The following is a 19,548-nucleotide window of genomic DNA, read 5'->3' as shown; positions in this document are numbered from 1 at the left end:
CTTATTGGGTTTCCAGTTCGCCGAGCAGCGCGTCGATCGCGCTCGCCGCGTCGGTCGCGCCGCGTGCCGCGCAGGCCGCGTCGATCGCCTCCGCGCAACGCGCCAGCGTGCGCGTGTCGAACAGCGTGCGCAGCGGCAACGCGAGCCCCCAGTGCAGGTTCGCCTGCGCATGGGCCTGCGTCGCGAGCAGCGAATGGCCGCCGAGCAGGAAGAAGTCGCCGTCGCGGCCGATCGCGTCTACGTGCAGCACGCGTTGCCAGATCCCGGCGAGCGAGCGTTCCGTGTCGGTCGCGAGTGCCGCTTCGGCTACCGTCTCGCGTACCGGCGCGGGCAGCGCATGGCGGTCGCACTTGCCGTTCGGCGTGACGGGCAACGCGTCGAGTTCGACCAGCTGCGACGGCACCATGTAGGCCGGCAGTTGCGCGCGCAGCGCGTCGAGCAGCGCCGCCCGGTCGAGCGGGGCCGCATCGCCGCGTGCGACATAACCGACCAGTTGCTCGTCGCGTACGATCACGACCGCATCGTTCACGCCGGGCGCCGCGCGCAGCAGCGCCTCGATCTCGCCCGGCTCGATCCGCTGGCCGCGCAGCTTGACCTGCGTATCGACGCGGCCGAGGTAATCGAGCGCACCGTCCGCACGCCGTCGCGCGAGGTCGCCCGTGCGGTACATGCGCGCGCCCGGTACGAACGGATCGGGCACGAAGCGCTCGGCGGTCAGCGCCGGACGGCCGAGATAACCGCGTGCGAGGCCCGCGCCCGCGAGATACAGTTCGCCGGTCGCGCCGGCCGGCACCGGCTGCCATGCGGCATCGAGCACATGCAGCTGCAGGTTCGCGATCGGATGGCCGATCGGCACCGCGACCGCCTGCGCGTCGTCGGGGCCGCACGTCCAGTGCGACACGTCGATCGCGGCCTCGGTCGGCCCGTACAGGTTGACGAGCGTCGCGTGCGGCAGCAGCCGCGCCATTTTCTCGACGAGTTCGGGCGCGAGCGCCTCGCCGCTCGCGACGATCAGGCGCACGCTGTCGCATTGCGCGGCGGCCGCGAAATCGTCGAGATGCGCGGCGAACGCGGCGAGCATCGACGGCACGAAGTGCAGCACCGTCACGCCGTGCGCATGGATCGCGGCCGCGAGACGCGCCGGATCGCGATGGTCGCCGGGCGCGGCGATCGCGAGCTTCGCGCCGATCGCCAGCGGCCACACGAATTCCCACACCGACACGTCGAAGCCGAACGGCGTCTTGTGCAGCACGACATCGTCGCGCGTCAGCCGGTACGCGTGCTGCATCCACGCGATCCGGTTCGCGAGCGCGCCGTGCGTGTTGCCGGCACCCTTCGGCTTGCCGGTCGAGCCGGACGTGTAGATCAGGTAGGCAAGCTGTGCGTCGTCGATCTCGGCGGTCACGCCGGCGTTGTCGTCGACCGCTTCGTCGACCGCTTCGTCGACCGTTTCGTCGACGGTTTCATCGGCCAGCAGGTCCGCGACCGTCAGCAACTGCGTCGTTGCACCGTCGCCCAGCGCCGCCTCGACCTGCTCGCGCAGATGGGCCTGGGTGATCGCGACGGCCGGCCGCGCGTCGCGCAGCAGATACGCGATGCGCTCGGCCGGATAGTCGGGATCGACCGGCAGGTAGGCCGCGCCGGCCTTCAGCACGCCGACCAGCGCCATCACCATGTCGAACGAACGCTCGACGCACAGCGCGACCGGCGTATCGGGCCGCACGCCGCGCCGGCGCAGCGCAGCCGCGATGCGCGACGTACCGACGTCGAGCTCGCGATAGGTCGCGCGATGCACGCCGCCGTGAACGTCCGCGTATTCGAGCGCGATCGCGTCGGGCGTCGCCCGCGCCGCATCGGCGAATTGCAGGTGCAGCGGCTGCCGTTGCGAAGCCGGCCATGTGCGCGCGGTGTCCTGCGCCCGCGCCAGTGCGTCGCGGGTGGCGTCGTCGGCGATCGACAGTGTGCCGAGCAGCGCATCCGGCGTGCGTGCCAGCGCCTCGAGTGCGCAGGCGAACGCGCGGTGCCAGGTTTCGACCTGCCGCGCATCGACGCGCGCGGTGTCGTAGCCGTAGTCGATCGTCAGCTCGGCGCCGCTCTCGATCACGAGCGTCAGCGCGAAATCGGTGGCTTCGATGCTGCGCACGCCGCTCAAGACCAGCGCGCGCGGATCGGCGTCGCGCGCCGTGTCGTCGACCGGATAGTTCTCGAACACGACCAGCGTGTCGAACAGTGCGCCGCCCGCGCCGCGCGCCCAGCGCTGGATGTCGGCAAGCGGCGTATGCGCATGCTCGGCGGCCGCCGCGTTGTCGCGTTGCAGCGCCTGCAACCAGTCGGCCGCGCGTTGCTGCGGCGCCGGTGCGGTGATCACCGGCACCGTGTTGATGAAGAGGCCGAGCACCGAATCGACGTCCGCGAGTGCGTCGGGACGGCCCGCGACGGTCGCGCCGAACGCGACGGCCGGCTGGTGCGTCATCCGCTGCAGCGCGAGCGCCCACGCGCCCTGCACCAGCGTGTTGACGGTCAGCTTCAGCGCACGTGCCGTCTGCGCGACACGCGTCATCGCGTCGGCATCGAGCGTCGCGCGCCACGTGACCATGTCGGCATCCGCACGGTCGGCCGTGCGGTCGGCGATCAGCGTCGGGGCGTCGAGTCGTGCGAGGCGTTCGGTCCAGAAGCGTTCGTCGGCGTCGCGGTCGCGCGTGCCGAGCCAGGCGATGAAGTCGCGATACCGGAGTGCCGGGCGGCTCGCGAACGGCGATACGGCGTCCGGGTCGCGATAGTCGCGCAGCACGTCCGCCAACAGGCGCGCGGTGCTCCAGCCGTCGAGCAGCACGTGGTGACGCGTCCACACGACGCGCCATGCGTCGTCGGTCACGCGGATCAGCGTGATGCGCATCAACGGCGGCTCGCGCCAGTCGAAGCCGCGTGCGCGATCGGCCGCGAGCCATGCGTCGAAATCGGCGTCGAGTGTGTCGCCGCGCGTGCGCCAGTCGAGCTGTTCGACCGGCATCCGGGCATGGCGATGCACGCACTGCAGCGGCGCGGCTTCGTCCGGCATCACGCTCGTGCGCAGGATGTCGTGGCGCGCGACGGACGCCTCGAACGCGGCAACGAGCCGGTCGGCATCGAGCGCGGCCGCGGTCGCGACGAGCTGGTTCACGTAGCTGGCGTGACCGGGTGCGAACAGCGCATGGAACAGGATGCCCTGCTGCATCGGCGACAGCGGATAGACGTCGTCGATCGTGCGCCAGTCGAGCGGCGTGCGTTCGATCGCGGCCTGCGTGAGACCGGCGGCCTGCGCGAGCGGGAAATCGCCCGGCGTCGCGCCGGCGCCGCGATGCGCGACGCGTGACGCACACGCGTCGACGAGCTCGCGCAGCGCCGCCGCGAAGCGTTCGGCGCATGCGTCGATCGTCGTGCGCTCGAATTGCGGTGCACCGTAGACCCAGTGCACTTTCAGCGTGCGTGCGCCGTCGCGATCCGTATCGAGGTACGCGTGGATCGCGAGCGCATTGCCGAGCGGCCCCTGGGGGTCGCGCTCGACGCCGGTGCCGCCGAAGCGCGGCACGAGCACGGCATCGCGCGGTGCGTCGAACTGGCCGAGATAATTGAACGTGACGCGCGGACGCGGCACGGCGGCCAGCACCGCGCGCGTCGCCGCATCGCCGTAGTGCGCGAGCACGCCGAAGCCGAGCCCCTTGTGCGGCACCGCGCGCAACGTGTCCTTGACCGCGCACAGCGTGTCGCGCGCGGTGGCCGCGACCGGCAGCGTCACCGGGTAGTGGCTCGTCAGCCAGCCGATCGTGCGGCTCGCATCGGCATCGTCGAACAGCGCCTCGCGGCCATGCCCTTCCAGTTCGACACGGCACGAGGCGGCGCCGCTCGCGCCGGCCAGCGCCAGTGCGAGTGCGGCACCGAGCAATTCGATCGTCTGCGTGCGATAGGCGGCGTGCGCATCGGTCAGCGCCGCGCGGGTCAACGCCGCGTCGATCGTCTGCACGACGACGGCAGCATCGGCGTTCGTCGCCGTGGCGTCGGGGTGGTCGGGCACGACGTCGTCACCCTGCGCCATGCCGGCCCAGTATGTCGCCTCGGCCGCGAACGGCGATGCCGGTTCCGTCGCCGCACGGGCAAGCCGCGACGCCCAGGCATCCGCGCGCAGGCCCGGCTGCGACAGCCGGATGGGCGTGCGTTCGCATGCCGCGCGATAGGCCGAGTCCAGGTCGTCGAGCAGGATGCGCCACGACACGCCGTCGACGATCGCATGGTGAATCGCCAGATAGAGCTGCGTCGAGCCGTCCGGCAAGCGTGCCGCGCATGCGCAGGCCAGCGGCCCGCGACCGAGGTCGAGGCGGCGCTGCAACGCGTCGAAGCGCGCGAGCGCGTCGGCTTCGTCGTGGGCGGCGACTTCGACGAACGGCAGCGCGTCGTACGGTTTCGCGGTATCGCTGGCGTGCCACGTGCCGTTCGCGCCGCGTGCGAAACGCTGGCGGAATGCGTCGTGATGCGTCAGCAATGCGTCGAGGGCGCGCGCGAACGCATCGGCGTCGAACGGCCCGCGCACGTCGAATGCGACCGACTGGTTCCAGTGGCCCGGGCGCGGGATGTCGAGCGCGAAGAAGCGCTGCTGCGCGGGCGTCAGGACCTGCGCCGTCACCGGTGCGCCGGCGGCAGATCCGGCCGCAGGCTGCGCGACGGCGGCGGCGGCGGCGACAGCCACGTCCTCCGTCTTCGCGATGCGTGCGAGTTCGGCGACCGTCGGGCCGTCGAACAGCTGCTTCGGCGTGAAGCGCACGCCGCGCTTGCGCGCACGGGCGATCACCTGCAGCACGAGGATCGAATCGCCGCCGAGTTCGAAGAAGTTGTCGTCGCGGCCGACCTGCGGTGCCTTCAGCACGGCCTGCCAGATGTCGGCGAGCACCGTTTCGACCGCGCCCTGCGGCGCATTCCCGGATGCGGTCGCGACCGGCGCGGCCGCCTGTTCACGCAACGCGGCACGATCGATCTTGCCGTTCGCGGTCACGGGAAGGCGTGCGAGCGCGACGAACTGCGCGGGCACCATGTAGTCGGGCAGCTTCGCGGCAAGCGCCGCGCGCACGGCGGCCTCGTCGAAGGTCGCGCCGTCGCGCATCACGACGAACGTCGCGAGCCGCAGGCGGCCATCGTGTTCGATCGCGAGCGTTTCGGCCTGCGCGACCGGCCCGGCCGCACGCACGGCCGCACTCACCTCGCCCGGTTCGACACGGTAGCCCCGAATCTTCACCTGGTCGTCGATGCGGCCGAGGAACGCGAGACGGCCGTCGGCGCACAACCGGACACGGTCGCCCGTGCGATACAGCCGCGCACCGGGCGTAAACGGATCGGGCACGAAGCGCTCGGCGGTGTGCGCCGGGCGCCCCAGGTAGCCGCGCGCGACGCCCGGCCCGCCCAGATACAGCTCGCCCGTCGCGCCGGCCGGCACGCACGCGCCGAACGCGTCGAGCACCAGCGCGCGCGCATTCGGCAGCGGCAGGCCGAGCGGCACGCCGCTCGCGGGATCGCGCGCATCGGCGGCGATCGACGCCGTATCGCACGCGATCGCACCGACCGTCGCTTCGGTCGGCCCGTAGTGGTTGATCACGCGACAGGCCGGCGCAAGCGCGGCCAGGCGCGCGACGAGCGCCCACGTCAGCGTTTCGCCGCCGGTCACGAGCGCATGGCGCGGCAGCACGTCGGCCGGCACGCGTGCGTCGAGCAGCGCCTGCAGGTGGCTCGGCACGATCTTCAGCACGCCGACGTCACGGCGGCGCATCTCGTCGGCGAACAGGTCCGGATCGAACGCGCATGCGGCCGGCAGCAGGTGCAGCGTGCGGCCCGCGCACAGCGCGCCGAACAGCGTCGTGTGACCGAGGTCGGCCGCGACGGTCGATACCATCGCGAACGATGCGTCCGGTGCGAACGCGAGTTCGTCGAGCATCCCCTGCACGTAGTCGGCCAGCGCGCCGTGCGACACGACGACGCCCTTCGGCGTGCCGGTCGAGCCCGACGTATAGATCAGGTAAGCGCCCTGTTCCGGGTGCGGTGCGACGCGCACGCCGGCCGCGAGCGCGAGCGTTGCGTCCTGCGCGAGCGTGTCGACGTCGAGCGGCTGTGCGTCGATGCCGGCCGGCCACGCCGCGGTATCCGCGACGAGCGCCCAGCGCGCGCCGCAGTCGGCTGCCGCCGCGGCCAGCCGGGCGGCCGGCTGGGCGGGATCGAGCAGCACGGCGAGCGCGCCGGCCTTCAGCGCGCCGAGCAGGCCGACGACGAAGCGCGCGGAGCGTTCGATGCAGACGATCACCGGCGCTTCGGCGCCCACGCCTCGCCCGGACAGCGCACGTGCGATGCGGTTCGATGCATCATCGAGTTCGCCGAACGTCAGCGACGCCGACGCATCGGCAAGCGCAACGCGATGCGGATACGCGGCCGCCTGCCGCGCGAACGCGGCGACGATGTCGGCATGTTCGATGCGCAGCGCACGGCCGTCGCGCGGCTGGCGCGCAGCGGCCGACGCGTCGCACGGCAGGACGGCCGTCGTCTGGTGCGGATCGCGCGCGGCGGCACCGACGAGCGCCGCGTAGCTGTGGAGCCACGCGCGCGCGGTGTCCGCATCGATGCAGTCGGTCGCATAGGCCGCGACCAGTTCGATGCCGTTCGCATCGTCGGTGAAATCCACCGCGTAGTCGAAGCGTGCGGCGAGATCGGGGCCCGGCGTCGCAACGGCCGTCGCGCCCGGCAGCACGCTGTCGTGCCGCGCGTCGAACTGCTGCGCGAATTTCACCCGCAGCCATTCGTCGCCGCGCTTGACCGGCGGCTTCACCGCGTCGACGACACGCTCGAACGGCACGTCCTGGTGGGCGACCGCGTCGAGCGCCGCCGTGCGCGCCGCATCGACGAGCGCGCGGAACGGCAGCGTCGGCGCCACCCGCACGCGCAGCGCGACCGTATTCAGGAACAGACCCAGCAGCGCACGCGTTTCGGGGCGCTGACGATGCGCGACCGGTACCGCGACCACGACATCCGTTGCGCCGGTCAGGCGCGACAGCCATGCGTCGAGCGCGGCCAGCAGCACCGTGAAGACGGTCGCCTGCGCGTCGCGCGCGAGTTGCCGCACGTCGGCCGCGACCGCGTCGGGCAGCCGCACCGACACGCGCGCGCCTTGCAGCGTGCGCGCCGCGCCCGGCTGGCGGTCGACCGGCAGCGCGAGCGGGCCCGGCACGTCGCGCAATGCGCCGCGCCAGTAATCGAGCTGACGTTCGCCCTCGCCGCCGGCCAGCATGTCGCGTTGCCAGTCCGCATAGTCGGCGTACTGGATCGGCAGATCGGGCAGCGACGGCGCGCGGCCTTCCGCATACGCGCGATAGGCGGCCGACAGTTCGTCGAACGCGCAGCGCGAGCTCCAGCCGTCGGTGATCGCGTGATGGGCGGTCAGCAGCAGGCGGTGACGGTCGCCCGCGAGCGCGACCAGCGTCGCGCGCAGCAGCGGGCCGCGCGCGAGGTCGAACGGTTCTGCCGCCTCGCGCTCGGCAAGACGCGCGGCTTGCGCGTCGCGGGCGGCGGGCGGCTGGTCGCGCAGGTCGACGTCGGCGATCGACACCGGCAGGTGCGCATGAATCCGCTGCATCACCACGCCGTCGTCGTTGTCGACGAGCGTCGTGCGCCATGCCTCGTGCCGGCCGATCACGTGATCGAGCGCGCGTTGCAGCGCGTCGCGATCGAGCGTGCCGTCGATCGTCCAGTGCGCGGCGATGTGATAGGCGGCGCTCGCGTCACGCGTTTGCGCGAGCACCCAGAAACGTTGCTGCGCGAGCGAGGCGGCGCGATCGACGTACGGCGCGCATGCCGCGGCTGCATCGGCCGCACCAGTCGTCAACCGGCGCGCGGCGATCGCGGCCAGCGGTTCGCCGGTTTCGCGTTCCGCACGATCGACCGCTTCGGCCAGTTCGGCGAGCGCCGGATCGGCAAACAGCGTATCGAGCCGCAGGTTCACGCGTACCGCGGCCCGGATCGCGGCCTGCAACTGCATCGCCGCGAGCGAATCGGCGCCCAGCGCGAAAAAGCGGTCGTCGCGCGACGGTGCGACATCGAGGCCGAGCAGCGTCTGCCAGAGGCCGGCGAGCTGCTGTTCGGTCGGCGTGCGCGGTGCGTCACCGCTACCCTGCGTCGTGTCGCGCGCGGCGGCAATCTTCTCGCGCAGCGCGGCACGGTCGATCTTGCCGTTCAACGTGTACGGCAGCGCATCGCACCGCACGAACCGGTGCGGTTGCCATGCGGCCGGCAGTTGCTCGGCCACGTGCGCCTTGAGCGCCGCATCGTCGGCCGCCGCGCGCAGTGCGACGCACGCGATCAGGCGCGTCGGCCCGTTGCCGGTTTCAGCGACCACGGCCGCGTCGGCCACGGCCGGATGCGAGCGCAGGCACGCGGCGATTTCGGCCGGCTCCACGCGCACGCCGCGTACCTGGACCTGGTCGTCGAGGCGGCCGAGATAGTCGAATGCGCCGTCGTCGCGCAGCCGTGCGAGGTCGCCGGTACGGTACACGCGCGCACCGGGTTCGCCGTCGGCATCCGGAACGAAACGTTCGGCCGTCAGCGCCGGGCGGCCGTGATAGCCGCGCGCGACGCAGACGCCGCCCAGCAGCAATTCGCCCACGCCGTCGCCCTCGCCGCCCTCGCCACCGTCAACGCGCGCGACGCGCGGGCCGATCACGCGACCGATCGGCAACGACGCATAGGCGTCGTCGGCGGCCAGCGCGGGCGTCTCGCCCGGTTCGACCGGCCACAGCATCGGCGAAATCACGGCCTCCGTCGGCCCGTAACCGTTGATCAGGCGTACCGACGGGAAGGTGCGGCGCACGAATTCGAACGCCTGCTGCGGCAGCGCTTCGCCGCCGAACGCGAGCACGCGTAGCGCCGGCGGCACGCCATCACGTGCGGCCACCGCGGCGAATTCGCGCAGGTATGCGGGCGGGAACGCCGCCACGTTGACCGCCTCGCTCACCATCAGCGCATGCGCGGCATCCGGCGCGAACGGCTGCGGCGGTGCGACGACGATGCTCGCGCCGGTCGCGAGCGGTGCGAGCCAGCACTCGTGCGCGGCGTCGAAATTGACCGACGCGAAATGCAGCAGGCGGTCGCCGGCCTCGATCGGCAGCGCGGCCGCGAGCGCGTCGCAGTGCGCGGCGAGCGGCCCGTGTTCGACGACGACCGCCTTCGGCGTGCCGGTCGAACCCGACGTGTAGATCATGTAGGCGGCCGCACGCGGGTGGACGGGCACGGCCTCGTCGTCCTCGGCGACCTCCTGGCCATCCGCTGCCTCGGCTGCCGCGTCGAACGCGTGCTCGAACGGCGTGCCGAGCGCCGCGCGGCCGGCCGCGTCGACGATGCCGTGCCGCAGCCGGGCATCCTGGACGATCCAGTCGAGGCGCGCGGCCGGATGGCGCGGGTCGAGCGGCACGAACACGCCGCCCGCCTTGAGCACGGCCAGCAGCGCGACGAACAGTTCGCACGAACGCTCGACGCACACGCCCACCCGCACTTCCGCGCCGACACCGGCCGCGCGCAGTTGCCGGGCCAGCCGCGACGCCCGCGCGTCGAGCGCGCCGCGCGACAGGCGCAAGTCGTTCTGGAAAGGTGCCGCGATTGCGGGTGCGTCGGGCGCGATGCGCGCCAGTTCGCGGATTCGGTGATGCAGCGCAGTCGGGAAACTCGTCATGTGCGTGAAGTCCTTCGGTCCGGCCGCTTCGGCCAAGTCTCGGGGCCGCTTGGGGCGGCTTCACTGGTGTGACGAACGGCGCGGCCGATTTTTTACCGTTTTGTGCGCAAAGTGCAGGCGGACGCTTTTTTTTGAACGCGCGGCTAAATATTTGCGCGGCCCGTTCGTCTATCAGGGAGGAAAGCCGCAACGGGGCCCCGCCTCGCCCGCCGCTTTCGCGCCAGTTTTGCCGTTTTGGCGTTTTCGCCTGCCTTCCCTTTACCGACGTTGCCGATGACAGCTGCCCACGAGCCTTCTTCCCCGCCGTCCCTCGACGCCTCCCCCGCCCGCCCCGCGGCGCGGCTGATCCTCGCGCTGCTGCGCGAAAGCCGCGCGTCGCTCGCGCTGGCGCTCACCGCGTGCGTGCTGAACGGCGTCGCGAGCGTGCTGCTCGTCGCGACGCTGAACCGCGCGCTGTCGCAGCCGGGCGCGGCCGACGCGTCGCTCGCATGGCGCTTCGCGCTGTGCGCGGTGATCGCACTCGTCACCCGGATCGTGTCGGGCACCCTGTTCGCGCGCCTGTCGCAGGACACGATGGCGCGGCTGCGCGTGCATCTCGCGCGGCGCGTCGGCGCGGCCGAGCTGCGCGACATCGAGCGGATCGGCGCGGCGCCCGTGCAGTCGGTGCTGACCGACGACGCGACCAACGTGTCGATGCTGTTCTTCGCGCTGCCGAACCTGGTCATGCACGGCTCGATCGTGTTCGGCTGCCTCGGTTATCTCGCGTGGCTGTCGTGGCCGGTGTGCCTGCTGGCGCTGGCCGCGATCGTCGCCGGCTCGCTCGGCTATCACACCGGCGACCGCCGCGCGATCGCGTCGCTCGAAGCGGCCGGCCAGGCGCAGGACCGCCTGTTCGGCTATCTCGGCTCGCTGTTTTCCGGCGCGAAGGAGCTGAAGCTGCACGACGAACGCGCACGCCAGTTCGTCGACGGCCAGCTCGGCGCCGCGATCGGCGAAGTGCGCGACCACCGCCGCCGCGCGTTCAGCGCGTACGCGGTCGGCGTCGGCTGGATCATCTTCCTGTTCTATGCGTTCCTCGGCGTCGCGTCGTTCTGGCCGCAGCTCGGCGTGCATGCCGATCCGGCTACGGCCGCCGGCTACGTCGTCGTGTTCCTGTTCATGCTCGTGCCGCTCGACGGACTGCTGAACAACCTGCCGACCGTCAACGCGGCACGCGTGTCGCTGACGCGGATCGAAGGCGTGATGGCCGAATTCGGCGCGCTGCGCACGGTGCCGCCCGCGGCCGACGCACCCGACGTGCCACCCGCCGGCGCCGTCACGCTGCGCGGCGTCACGCATGCGTACTTCCACGAACGCGACGAACGGATGTTCAGCGTCGGGCCGATCGACCTGACGATCAGGCCGGGCGAACTCGTGTTCATCGTCGGCGGCAACGGCAGCGGCAAGACGACGCTCGCGAAGGTGCTGACGGGGCTTTACGAACCGGAGGAAGGCACGATCGAGGTCGACGGCCGCCCGATCGGCTGGCGCGAGCGCGCCGCCTATCGGCAGCGCTTCAGCGCGGTGTTCAACGATTTCCACCTGTTCGATGCGCTGCTCGGCATCGTCGACCCCGACGATCCGTCCCGCGCGCAGGCCGATGCGCGCGCGAACGCGCTCGTCGCGAAGCTCGCGCTCGATCACAAGGTGAAGGTGGTCGACGGCGCGTTCTCGACCCGCGCGTTGTCGACCGGGCAGCGCAAGCGGCTCGCCCTCGTCGTCGCGTACCTGGAGGACCGGCCGTTCTACCTGTTCGACGAATGGGCGGCCGACCAGGATCCGTCGTTCAAGGCCGTGTTCTACGAACAACTGCTGCCCGAGCTGCGTGCGCGCGGCAAGGCCGTGATCGTGATCACGCACGACGACCGCTACTTCGATCTCGCCGACCGCTTGTTGAAGCTCGACAACGGACGCATCGTCAGCGACACGATGCCCGCGCGGTCACGCGCGCAGGATGGCGTCGACGCGCTGAGCGCGTAATCCGGCAGTCGATGAAAAAATCGCCGGTGGGCTGCAATGGCAGCGCACCGGCGAAATTCGTTTCAGAAGGAAATGTGGGTGGCGCGCGGCGCGATCGTCGCAACGCCCCGGCCGTCCAGCGCGAGTCGGGTCTACCGCCACACCCTGCCCGCCCGGGCGGCATCGACCGCCGCACACTCAACGCACGGCCGGCAGCTTCAGCATCGTGTCGGTCATCACGTCGGCCAGTTTCAGCGCCGACATCGGCCCACCGAACCCCCAGATATTGCGTTCGATCAGCGCGATCCGGTGTTCCTTCATCGCGGGGACGAAACGCCACACCGGCGAATCGAGTTTCGCGGACAGCGGCACGTCCATGCCCGATGCGGTCACGAACAGCACGGCCAGCTCGCGCTGCCTGAGCAGATCGGCCGACGTCACGTACAGCGTGCCTTCCCGCGTCGGTTTCTTCGGCCACGGATCGAGCCCGAGCGCCCGCGCGAGGCCCGCCGACGTGCTGTTGCCCGTATAGGCCCAGTAGCGGTCGGGCAAGCCGAGATCCTGCAGCAGCGCGATGCGCTCGCCTTTCCTGCCCGCGGCCGCGAGCCGCGCCGCATTGCGCGCGATGCCCGCATCGAGTTGCGCATCGACCGCCTGCGCGCGCGCGTCGCGCCCCGTGACCGCACCGATCGTCCGGAAGATCTGCCGCATCCAGTCGAGCTGCGTCACCGGCACGCCGCCGTCCGACACGTTCGGGCTGAACTGGAACAGGATCGTCGGCGCGATCCGGTCGAGCGCATCGAAAATCGGCGCATGACGGAAGCCGACGCCGATGATCAGGTCGGGCTTGACCGCCGCAATCGCCTCGAGGCCCGGCTCCTGGCGCGAACCGATGTCGGTCACGCTGGCGAGCCGGTCGCTTTGATAACCGAGCCAGCCCGGATAGAACGCCGTATCGGCCATCCCGACCGGCACGATGTCGAGCGCGATCACGCTTTCCGCGAACATGAAGTCGAGCGCGACCACGCGCTGCGGCCGCACCGGCATCGTCGCGCTCGCCTGCGACACGACGGGATTGCCGGCCAGCGATACCGCACCCGGAGCACCCGGCGCCCGCGCGCCCTGCGCACGATGTGCATCGAGGGCCGCGGCAACGGCGCCGGACGAGGCCGACAGCGCGCCGCAACACGCGGCGCCGAGCGCCGCGAGTGCGCCGATCGCGCCGAGTGCGTGCCGGCGGCCGGCATCCGTCACCGGATCGCGTCCTGCTCGGCCAGCGCCGCGTCGTCCATCGTCAGTAGCAGGGGGCAGCTTCCACACAGTTGCGTTTCTCCAGGAATTTCATAGCGCAGGCAGCACACGCGTCGCGCGCGGAACGGCGTCGGCAGCAGCGCCGAACGCGGCACCGCATCGCGCACGGGCATGCGCAACGGATTCGGTTCGCATGCAAAGCATGTCGCACCGAACAGCCAGCCCGCGTCGCGCACCGGATCGGCCACGCATGGCAGCGCACGATACGTATCGAGCAGATAGTCGAGCAGGTTGCCCGCGTTGCTCCACAGCACGCGCGGCGTGACGCGCCCCATCGCCGCGAGCAGGTCGATCACCGCGCCGAGATGCGCGACGAGCCCCGCGTAGCGTGGCGCCGGGTCGTCGCAGGGTTCGCCGAGCGCATCGTGCGTGAAATACAGCGCGGCGGGCATCCCGTCGTCGAGCGCGACGAACGTGCGCTCGGGTGTCATGTCGAGCGGCCGGCCGAGCGTCAGCGCGGCGACGACGCCGGCCGGCGCCGCGCGGCCGAAATAGTACTTGCTCCATTGCGACATCAGCGCGCGCGCGTGCTGCGCCGGATCGCCGCCGTAATGGCGGACCATCGCGTCGAGCACGATGTCGCGGTGCGCGGGCAACGCGCTGACCGGCACGACGAGGCGGCCCGGCGCGTGCGCGTCGTCGGGCAAACCGAGCCAGACGGCGTCGAGATGATCAGCGAACGGTTCGGGCGCGAACGCCGAGAAACGCGTGGCGCGCGCGCCGTCGAGCGGCAGCGTCATCGCCCCGCGCGCCGGGCGCGGCGCCCCTCGAGGATCAAGAGCCCGAGCAGGTACGGCGCGCCGATCAGCGCGGTCAGCACGCCGGCCGGCACTTCGCGCGGCGCGACGACCGTGCGCGCCGCGAGATCCGCCACACCGAGGATCAGCGCGCCGCACGCGGCCGCGAGCCACAGCCGCGTACGGTGCCGGCGCGCGCCGAGCATCGTCGCGACGTGCGGCGCCATCAGCCCGATGAAACCGACCGGCCCGACCGCCGCGACGGCCGCACAGGCGGCGAGCGTCGCGATCGTCAGCGCGAGCGGCCGCAGCACGGCCACCGGCAGGCCGAGCGCGGCCGCCTGGTCGTCGCCGAGCGCGAGCATGTCGAGCGGTTTCGCGAGCCATGCGAACACGGGCACCGCGAGCACGCACCACGGCAGCAGCATCGACACCTCGCCCCAGCTGCGGCCATAAGTCCCGCCGACGAGCCACACGACGAAGCGCGCGGGCTGCACGCTTTCCTGCGTGATCAGCCATTGCGCGAGCGTGGTCCACAGCGCGCCGATCACGATGCCCGTCAGCGCCACCGCGAGCGGCGCATAGCGATGCCGGTGATTCAGCGCGAGCGTGATCGCGAGCGACAGCCCGCCGCCGATCAGCGCGGCGGCTGCGAGCGTCACGTGGCCCATCAGCGGCCACGTCGACAACGCGAACAGCGTGACGAGCCCCGCCCCCTGCGTGACGCCGAGCACTTCGGGGCCCGCGAGCGGATTGCGCACGACGCTTTGCATCGCGACGCCGCTCACTGCGAGCAGCGCGCCCGCGAGGAGCGCGCACAGCAGCCGCGGCATGCGCAGGTCGATCAGCATCCGCGCGAGCGCATCGTGGCCGGACAGCGCAGCGGACCAGCGCGCGATCGACAGCCACTCGGGGCCGGCCGACACGCCGACGAACACGGCCAGCACGCCCGCCGCGACGAACAGCGTCGTGCGCAGCGGCCAGCCGAGCCGTTCGAGCCAGCCGACGAGCCGCGTCGAGCCGCTGCCCGCCGCGCGTTCGGCATCCGCATGCAGCACGCCCGACCACGCGGCGCCGCGCCGGATCATCGCCAGCATCAGCGGCGTGCCGACCAGCGCGATCGCGACGCCGGTCGACAGCGTGGCGTCGAGCCCCGACGCGAGCACCGCGCTGTCGGTGACGAGCACGAGCGCACCGCCCGCGAGCGCCGACAGCGGCACGAGCACGCCGAGCCGCGCGGCGCGCGCGCCGCGCACCTGGCGCAGCAGGTTCGGGGCGACGAGGCCGACATACGACAGCGGGCCCGCGATACTGACGGCCACGCTCGTGAACGCGACCGCGACGATCGTCGCGGCGAGCCGCGTCGCGTCGACGCGCACGCCGGCCGCGGCCGCCGCGTCGTCGCCGAGCGTGAGCGGATTCAGCGGCCGGATCACGAACGGCAATGCGATCAGCGGCACGACGAGCCAGCGCGCGGCGAGCGCGAGGCCCGTCGCGCCCGGCTGGTACAGGCTGCCGTTGGTCCACAGCGCGGCGCCCGCGATGTTCTGCTCGAAGAAGGCGAGCACCAGCGTCGACAGCGCGGCGAACAGCAACATGCACACGCTGCCCGCGAGCACGAGACGCAACGGCGTCGCGCGCCAGCCGCCGGCCGCGACGATCGCGCACGCGGCCGCGGCCAGCCCGCACACGAACAGCAGCGGCACCGACGCGACGCCGGCCAGCGCCGGCACGAGCATCGCCGCGAGCAGGCCCAGCTGGGCGCCGCCCGTCACGCCGAGCAAATCAGGCGACGCGAGCGGATTGCGCGTGAGCGACTGGAACAGCGCGCCCGCGATGCCGAGGCACCCGCCCGCGACGAGCGCGGCCGCGACGCGCGGCAGGTTGAGGTCGAACAGGAACACGTGCGCAAGCGCAGCGGCATCGCTGCCGGGCACCGCGCTCCACCACACGCGCAGATCGGGGGCGACGCGCAACGCCGCCAGCGCCGCGATCAGCGCGACGAGGCCGATCGCGATCGCACCGGCCCGGCCCGATGTCGTGCCCCTCCCCGCCGCCGCGAGGCGCTTGCGCATCGCGAACGTGGTCATACGGCGAGATCCCGGTCGAAGACACCGGCCGCCTGCGGTACGCCGTCGGTTGTCGGCCCGTAGGCCGGCACGCACATCGGTGCGCCCGTCTGCGGATGCGCGAGCTTCAGCATCTCGACGCCGAACGCCGCGCGCAGCCGCGCCGGATCGAGCATCGCGTCGGGCGTGCCCTGCGCGACGAGACGGCCCGCACGCATCAGCACGATTTCGTCGCTGTATGCGGCCGCCTGGTTCAGGTCGTGCAGCACCCAGACGATCGTCAGCCCGCGCGTGCGGTTCAGCGTGCGCAGCGCATCGAGGATGTCGAGCTGGTGATGGATGTCGAGATAGGTCGTCGGTTCGTCCAGCAGCACGATCGGCGCCTGCTGGGCGAGCGCCATCGCGATCCACGCACGCTGGCGCTCGCCGCCCGACAGTGCGCCGACGTCGCGCTCCGCATCGCCGGCGAGGCCGCTCGTGTCGAGCGCCTCGTCGATCGCCGCATGGTCGGCCCGCGACAGGCCGCGCAGGAAGCCGCCGTATGCATAGCGCCCGTACGCGACGAGTTCGCGCACCGTCAGGCCCGACGGGATCTGGTTGAACTGCGCGAGCATCGTCAGCTCGCGCGCGAGCGCGCGACGGCGAAACGACGCGAGCGGCTGCCCGTTCACTTCGACATGGCCGGCACGCGCGGGCTGCAAGCCGGCGAGCGTGCGCAGCAGCGTGCTCTTGCCGCAGCCGTTCGGTCCGCACAGCGCGGTTACGCGGCCGGCCGCGATCGACAGGTCCAGCCCGTCGATCACGACATGGTCGCGATATCCCACCGACAGCCCGCGCGCGGCAAGCGCGGCGGTACTACGCGTCATCAATCCTCCGTTCGGTCGCGCGGGACCGTATAACTCTGCGCCATCGCGACGACGACCTTGCGCGGCCCCTCGAACGGGTCGCGCGCATGCGCGGTCAGCATGTTGTCGAGCATCAGCACGTCACCCGTGCGCCACGGGAACACGATGCGCTGCTGGTCGAGCACGCCGCGGATCTCCGCGAGCGCGTCGGCTTCGAGCGGTTCGCCGTCGCCGTAATACACGTTGCGCGGCACGTTCTCGAGCCCGACCGCGTCGACGAGCGCTTCCTGCATGTCGTCGTCGAGCGCCGACAGGTGAAACAGGTTCGCCTGGTTGAACCACACGCGGTCGCCGGTGCGCGGATGGCGCGCGACGGCCTGGCAGCGTTCGCGCGTGCGCAGCAGCAGCTCGCCGTCATCATCGGTGCGCCACGCGCATTCGATGCCGCGCGCCGCGCACATCCGTTCGACCTCGGCCGGTTCGTCGGTGCCGAACGACTGCTGCCACGGCAGGTCGAGCCCCTGCCCGAAATTGCGCACGTACAGCAGCTCGCGCTTCTCGAAACGCGCGACGAGCGCCGGATCGAGCGCACGGTAGACGGCACGGCTGTCCGCGATCGGCGTCGCCCCGCCCTTCGGCGCGGCGAGCGCGCAGTGGAACCAGATCCGCAGCGGCCATTCGCGCGTATACGACTGCTCGTTGTGCAGCGGAATCGCGCGGTGCGGCGGGTACTCCGTCGACGTGTAGACGGCGCCCTCGACCTGGCTGCGCGGTGTCGATGCGTATTCATAGCCGATCAGCGGATCGCCGAACGACGCCGCGAACTGCTGGAACGCGTCGATCGACGGCACGTGAAAACCCGTGAACAGCACACCGCCCGCCCGTTCGAGCGTGTCGGCCGCGATCTCGCGCGCCAGCGGCGCGACGTCGTCGATCGACATCCCGTCGCTGCCGCGCGGCGACACGACGGTGGGCAGCCCCGGCTCGATACGCAGGTCGTCGAGCGTCGGCAACGAAAGCAGGGTCATGCAACGTCCTCTTCAGGTGGCGCGCCGCCCACGCGGCGCGGCGGGTCACGACGCGCGCGATGCGCGCTCGCCGTCCATCGCGCGGCGCAGGCTTGCGGGGCGCATGTCGGTCCAGACGGTCTCGATGTGCGCGAGACAGTCGGCTTTCGGGCCGCTCACGCCCACTTCGCGCCAGCCGGCCGGCACGGGCCGGAACGTCGGCCAGATCGAATACTGTTCTTCGTCATTGATGACGACCGTATAGACGAGATCGTCGGTGTCGGCGGAAGGCGTCGTGGCTTGCGTCATGATCGGAAATCGCTGAGGCGGTTGAAAGTGGCAAAGCGGATGGCAAAGCGGCGGTTTCGGCCGCTCCTGTCTGATAGACGATTGGCCGGCGCGTTTTTTTACCCGCGCTCACCGGCGCCGCGTGCGGCCGCCGAGGAACACCGGGCACGCGACACCGCGATGGCATGCGTCGAGGCATTCCGCGCAGTGGCGCTCCGCGTCGCGCACCATGAAATGCACGAGCGTCTGCGACACGTTCAGCGCGCGCGCCGCGGTCTGCAGCGTCTCCTCGCGCAGCCGCACCATCTCGAAGGCCGCGCGGCTGCGCGCCGGCAGGTCGTCGAGCGCGGCCCACACGCGCCGCAGCGTATCGCGCGTCAGCAGTGCGGCTTCCGGCGTCGGCTCGGGCGACGGCACGTCGAAGCCGTCGTCCTCTTCCGTGTGATAGACGTTCTCGAGGTTTTGCCGGCGGCACGCGTCGATCGACGCATTGCGCACCATCCGCGTCACGTACGCGACCGGCTGGCGCACCGCATCCTGGTTCGGGAATTCGACGAGCTTCACGAACACGTCGTGCACGACGTCCTCGGCACGGCTCGCGCAGCCGACGAAGCCGCGCGCGACGTTCACGAGCATCGCGCGATGCGAGATCAGCACGTCGAGCAATGCGCCCTGCGCACGGGGCTCCGCGGCGCGGCGCGCACGCGGCGGCCGGTCGGGATGACTGCCGAGGAACGGGTTCGCCGCTGCCGCCGCCGGTCGGTCGAGCACTTCCGCCATCGCCATCGATCTGCTCCGTCAAATTCCGAGATAGCGCAATTTAACGTAAACGCAAATCATTCTCAATCTGATTACCCAATGACCCTTTCAGTCGACAGGATTTGTCTGAACAATTGACGAAATCGTTGCCCGCGTGGAGGGGACGCACGTCGGCTGGTTCGGTACGTGGTCATCGGCTAATCCGAACGGCGCGACCGGCCTGCGACCCACCGACACGACCTTTCACGCGTCTGACAACGCGCCTGCACGTGTCATGTGCGGTAGCAACTTCTTACTACGTGAAATTTTGGGGGCTCGTACGATCGGGGGGCTGTTTCCAAGGGAGAAAACCATGAAATCCATCGTGTTGTCCGCTGTCATGGCTGGCGCGCTGTCGAGCGTGATGCTGACCGGGTGCGTTGCCTATCCCGCCGGTCCGGCTCAGGTCACGATCGGCTGGCATGGCGATCGTTACTGGGACGGCAATCGCTACTGGGAGCGCCGCGACTGGGAAGCGCAGCATCCCCGCGGATATGACGACCGCCGGGACGACCGACGCGATGACCGTCGGGACGACCGACGCGACGATCAGCGGCCGCAGTGGTAAGGCGTTCCCGCTTCCCGTGATTCACTTTTCAACGATCAGGACTGCAACATGAAAACGCTACTGAAATCGCTCGCCGTCGCGGCGCTCGCCGCCGCCGTGCTCGTGCCGGCCATCGCCGAAGCGCATCCGCACCGCGTGTGCCACTTCGACCATCACCATCACAGGATGTGTCGCTGGGTGCGGTAAACGAAACAAGG

The 19,548-nt window shown here is 71.3% G+C and carries 11 protein-coding genes; 3 read left to right on the top strand and 8 right to left on the bottom strand.

Features of this window, described 5'->3' with window-relative positions; genetic code table 11:
• Window position 1: 1 nt before the first annotated feature.
• Window positions 2–9,730: a non-ribosomal peptide synthetase gene (locus tag PQB87_RS08815; protein ID WP_489241413.1), complete on the bottom strand. Its 9,729-nt coding sequence runs from the start codon at window positions 9,728–9,730 to the stop codon at window positions 2–4.
• A gap of 273 nt (window positions 9,731–10,003) precedes the next feature.
• Between PQB87_RS08815 and PQB87_RS08810 the strand changes: the two genes are divergently transcribed.
• Entirely contained in the window at window positions 10,004–11,749 is a 1,746-nt protein-coding gene (locus PQB87_RS08810) for a cyclic peptide export ABC transporter (RefSeq protein WP_059682667.1), read from the top strand.
• A gap of 177 nt (window positions 11,750–11,926) precedes the next feature.
• Here PQB87_RS08810 and PQB87_RS08805 read toward each other — a convergent pair whose 3' ends face one another.
• The 7 genes from PQB87_RS08805 to PQB87_RS08775 all read right to left on the bottom strand — a co-directional run bounded on the left by PQB87_RS08805 (window position 11,927) and on the right by PQB87_RS08775 (window position 18,771).
• Window positions 11,927–12,982, bottom strand: coding sequence for an ABC transporter substrate-binding protein (locus PQB87_RS08805; protein ID WP_489242824.1), 1,056 nt, complete (start codon window positions 12,980–12,982; stop codon window positions 11,927–11,929).
• Window positions 12,979–13,779, bottom strand: coding sequence for a siderophore-iron reductase FhuF (fhuF, locus tag PQB87_RS08800; RefSeq protein WP_489242823.1), 801 nt, complete (start codon window positions 13,777–13,779; stop codon window positions 12,979–12,981). Before fhuF ends, PQB87_RS08805 begins: the two co-directional genes overlap by 4 nt.
• Complete coding sequence (fhuB, locus tag PQB87_RS08795; protein WP_174414751.1) at window positions 13,776–15,866, bottom strand: Fe(3+)-hydroxamate ABC transporter permease FhuB; 2,091 nt, start codon at window positions 15,864–15,866, stop codon at window positions 13,776–13,778. Before fhuB ends, fhuF begins: the two co-directional genes overlap by 4 nt.
• The gene (locus PQB87_RS08790) at window positions 15,863–16,711 is read right to left on the bottom strand and encodes an ABC transporter ATP-binding protein (RefSeq protein WP_059588208.1); all 849 of its coding nucleotides are present in this window, start codon (window positions 16,709–16,711) and stop codon (window positions 15,863–15,865) included. The genes fhuB and PQB87_RS08790 overlap by 4 nt, the downstream gene beginning before the upstream one ends.
• The gene (locus tag PQB87_RS08785; RefSeq protein ID WP_021163603.1) at window positions 16,711–17,718 is read right to left on the bottom strand and encodes a TauD/TfdA family dioxygenase; all 1,008 of its coding nucleotides are present in this window, start codon (window positions 17,716–17,718) and stop codon (window positions 16,711–16,713) included. The genes PQB87_RS08790 and PQB87_RS08785 overlap by 1 nt, the downstream gene beginning before the upstream one ends.
• A 45-nt stretch (window positions 17,719–17,763) precedes the next feature.
• Complete coding sequence (locus PQB87_RS08780; protein WP_021163602.1) at window positions 17,764–18,006, bottom strand: MbtH family protein; 243 nt, start codon at window positions 18,004–18,006, stop codon at window positions 17,764–17,766.
• Window positions 18,007–18,114: 108 nt separating this feature from the next.
• A complete protein-coding gene (locus PQB87_RS08775; RefSeq protein ID WP_059682675.1) occupies window positions 18,115–18,771 on the bottom strand; it encodes an RNA polymerase factor sigma-70 in 657 nt (218 codons plus the stop codon).
• 325 nt (window positions 18,772–19,096) lie between these two features.
• Between PQB87_RS08775 and PQB87_RS08770 the strand changes: the two genes are divergently transcribed.
• Together PQB87_RS08770 and PQB87_RS08765 are read left to right on the top strand one after the other, a co-directional pair.
• Window positions 19,097–19,351 (top strand): hypothetical protein, encoded by a 255-nt coding sequence (locus PQB87_RS08770; protein WP_021163600.1) that lies wholly within the window; start codon window positions 19,097–19,099, stop codon window positions 19,349–19,351.
• Window positions 19,352–19,399: 48 nt separating this feature from the next.
• A complete protein-coding gene (locus PQB87_RS08765) occupies window positions 19,400–19,537 on the top strand; it encodes an HHHH-motif protein (protein WP_021163599.1) in 138 nt (45 codons plus the stop codon).
• The last annotated feature ends 11 nt before the right edge of the window (window positions 19,538–19,548 follow it).

It is taken from the genome of Burkholderia sp. KL41, from assembly GCF_057005415.2.
Note: the sequence above shows the minus strand (reverse complement) of the source record. Positions and strands in the feature narration are given on the sequence as shown.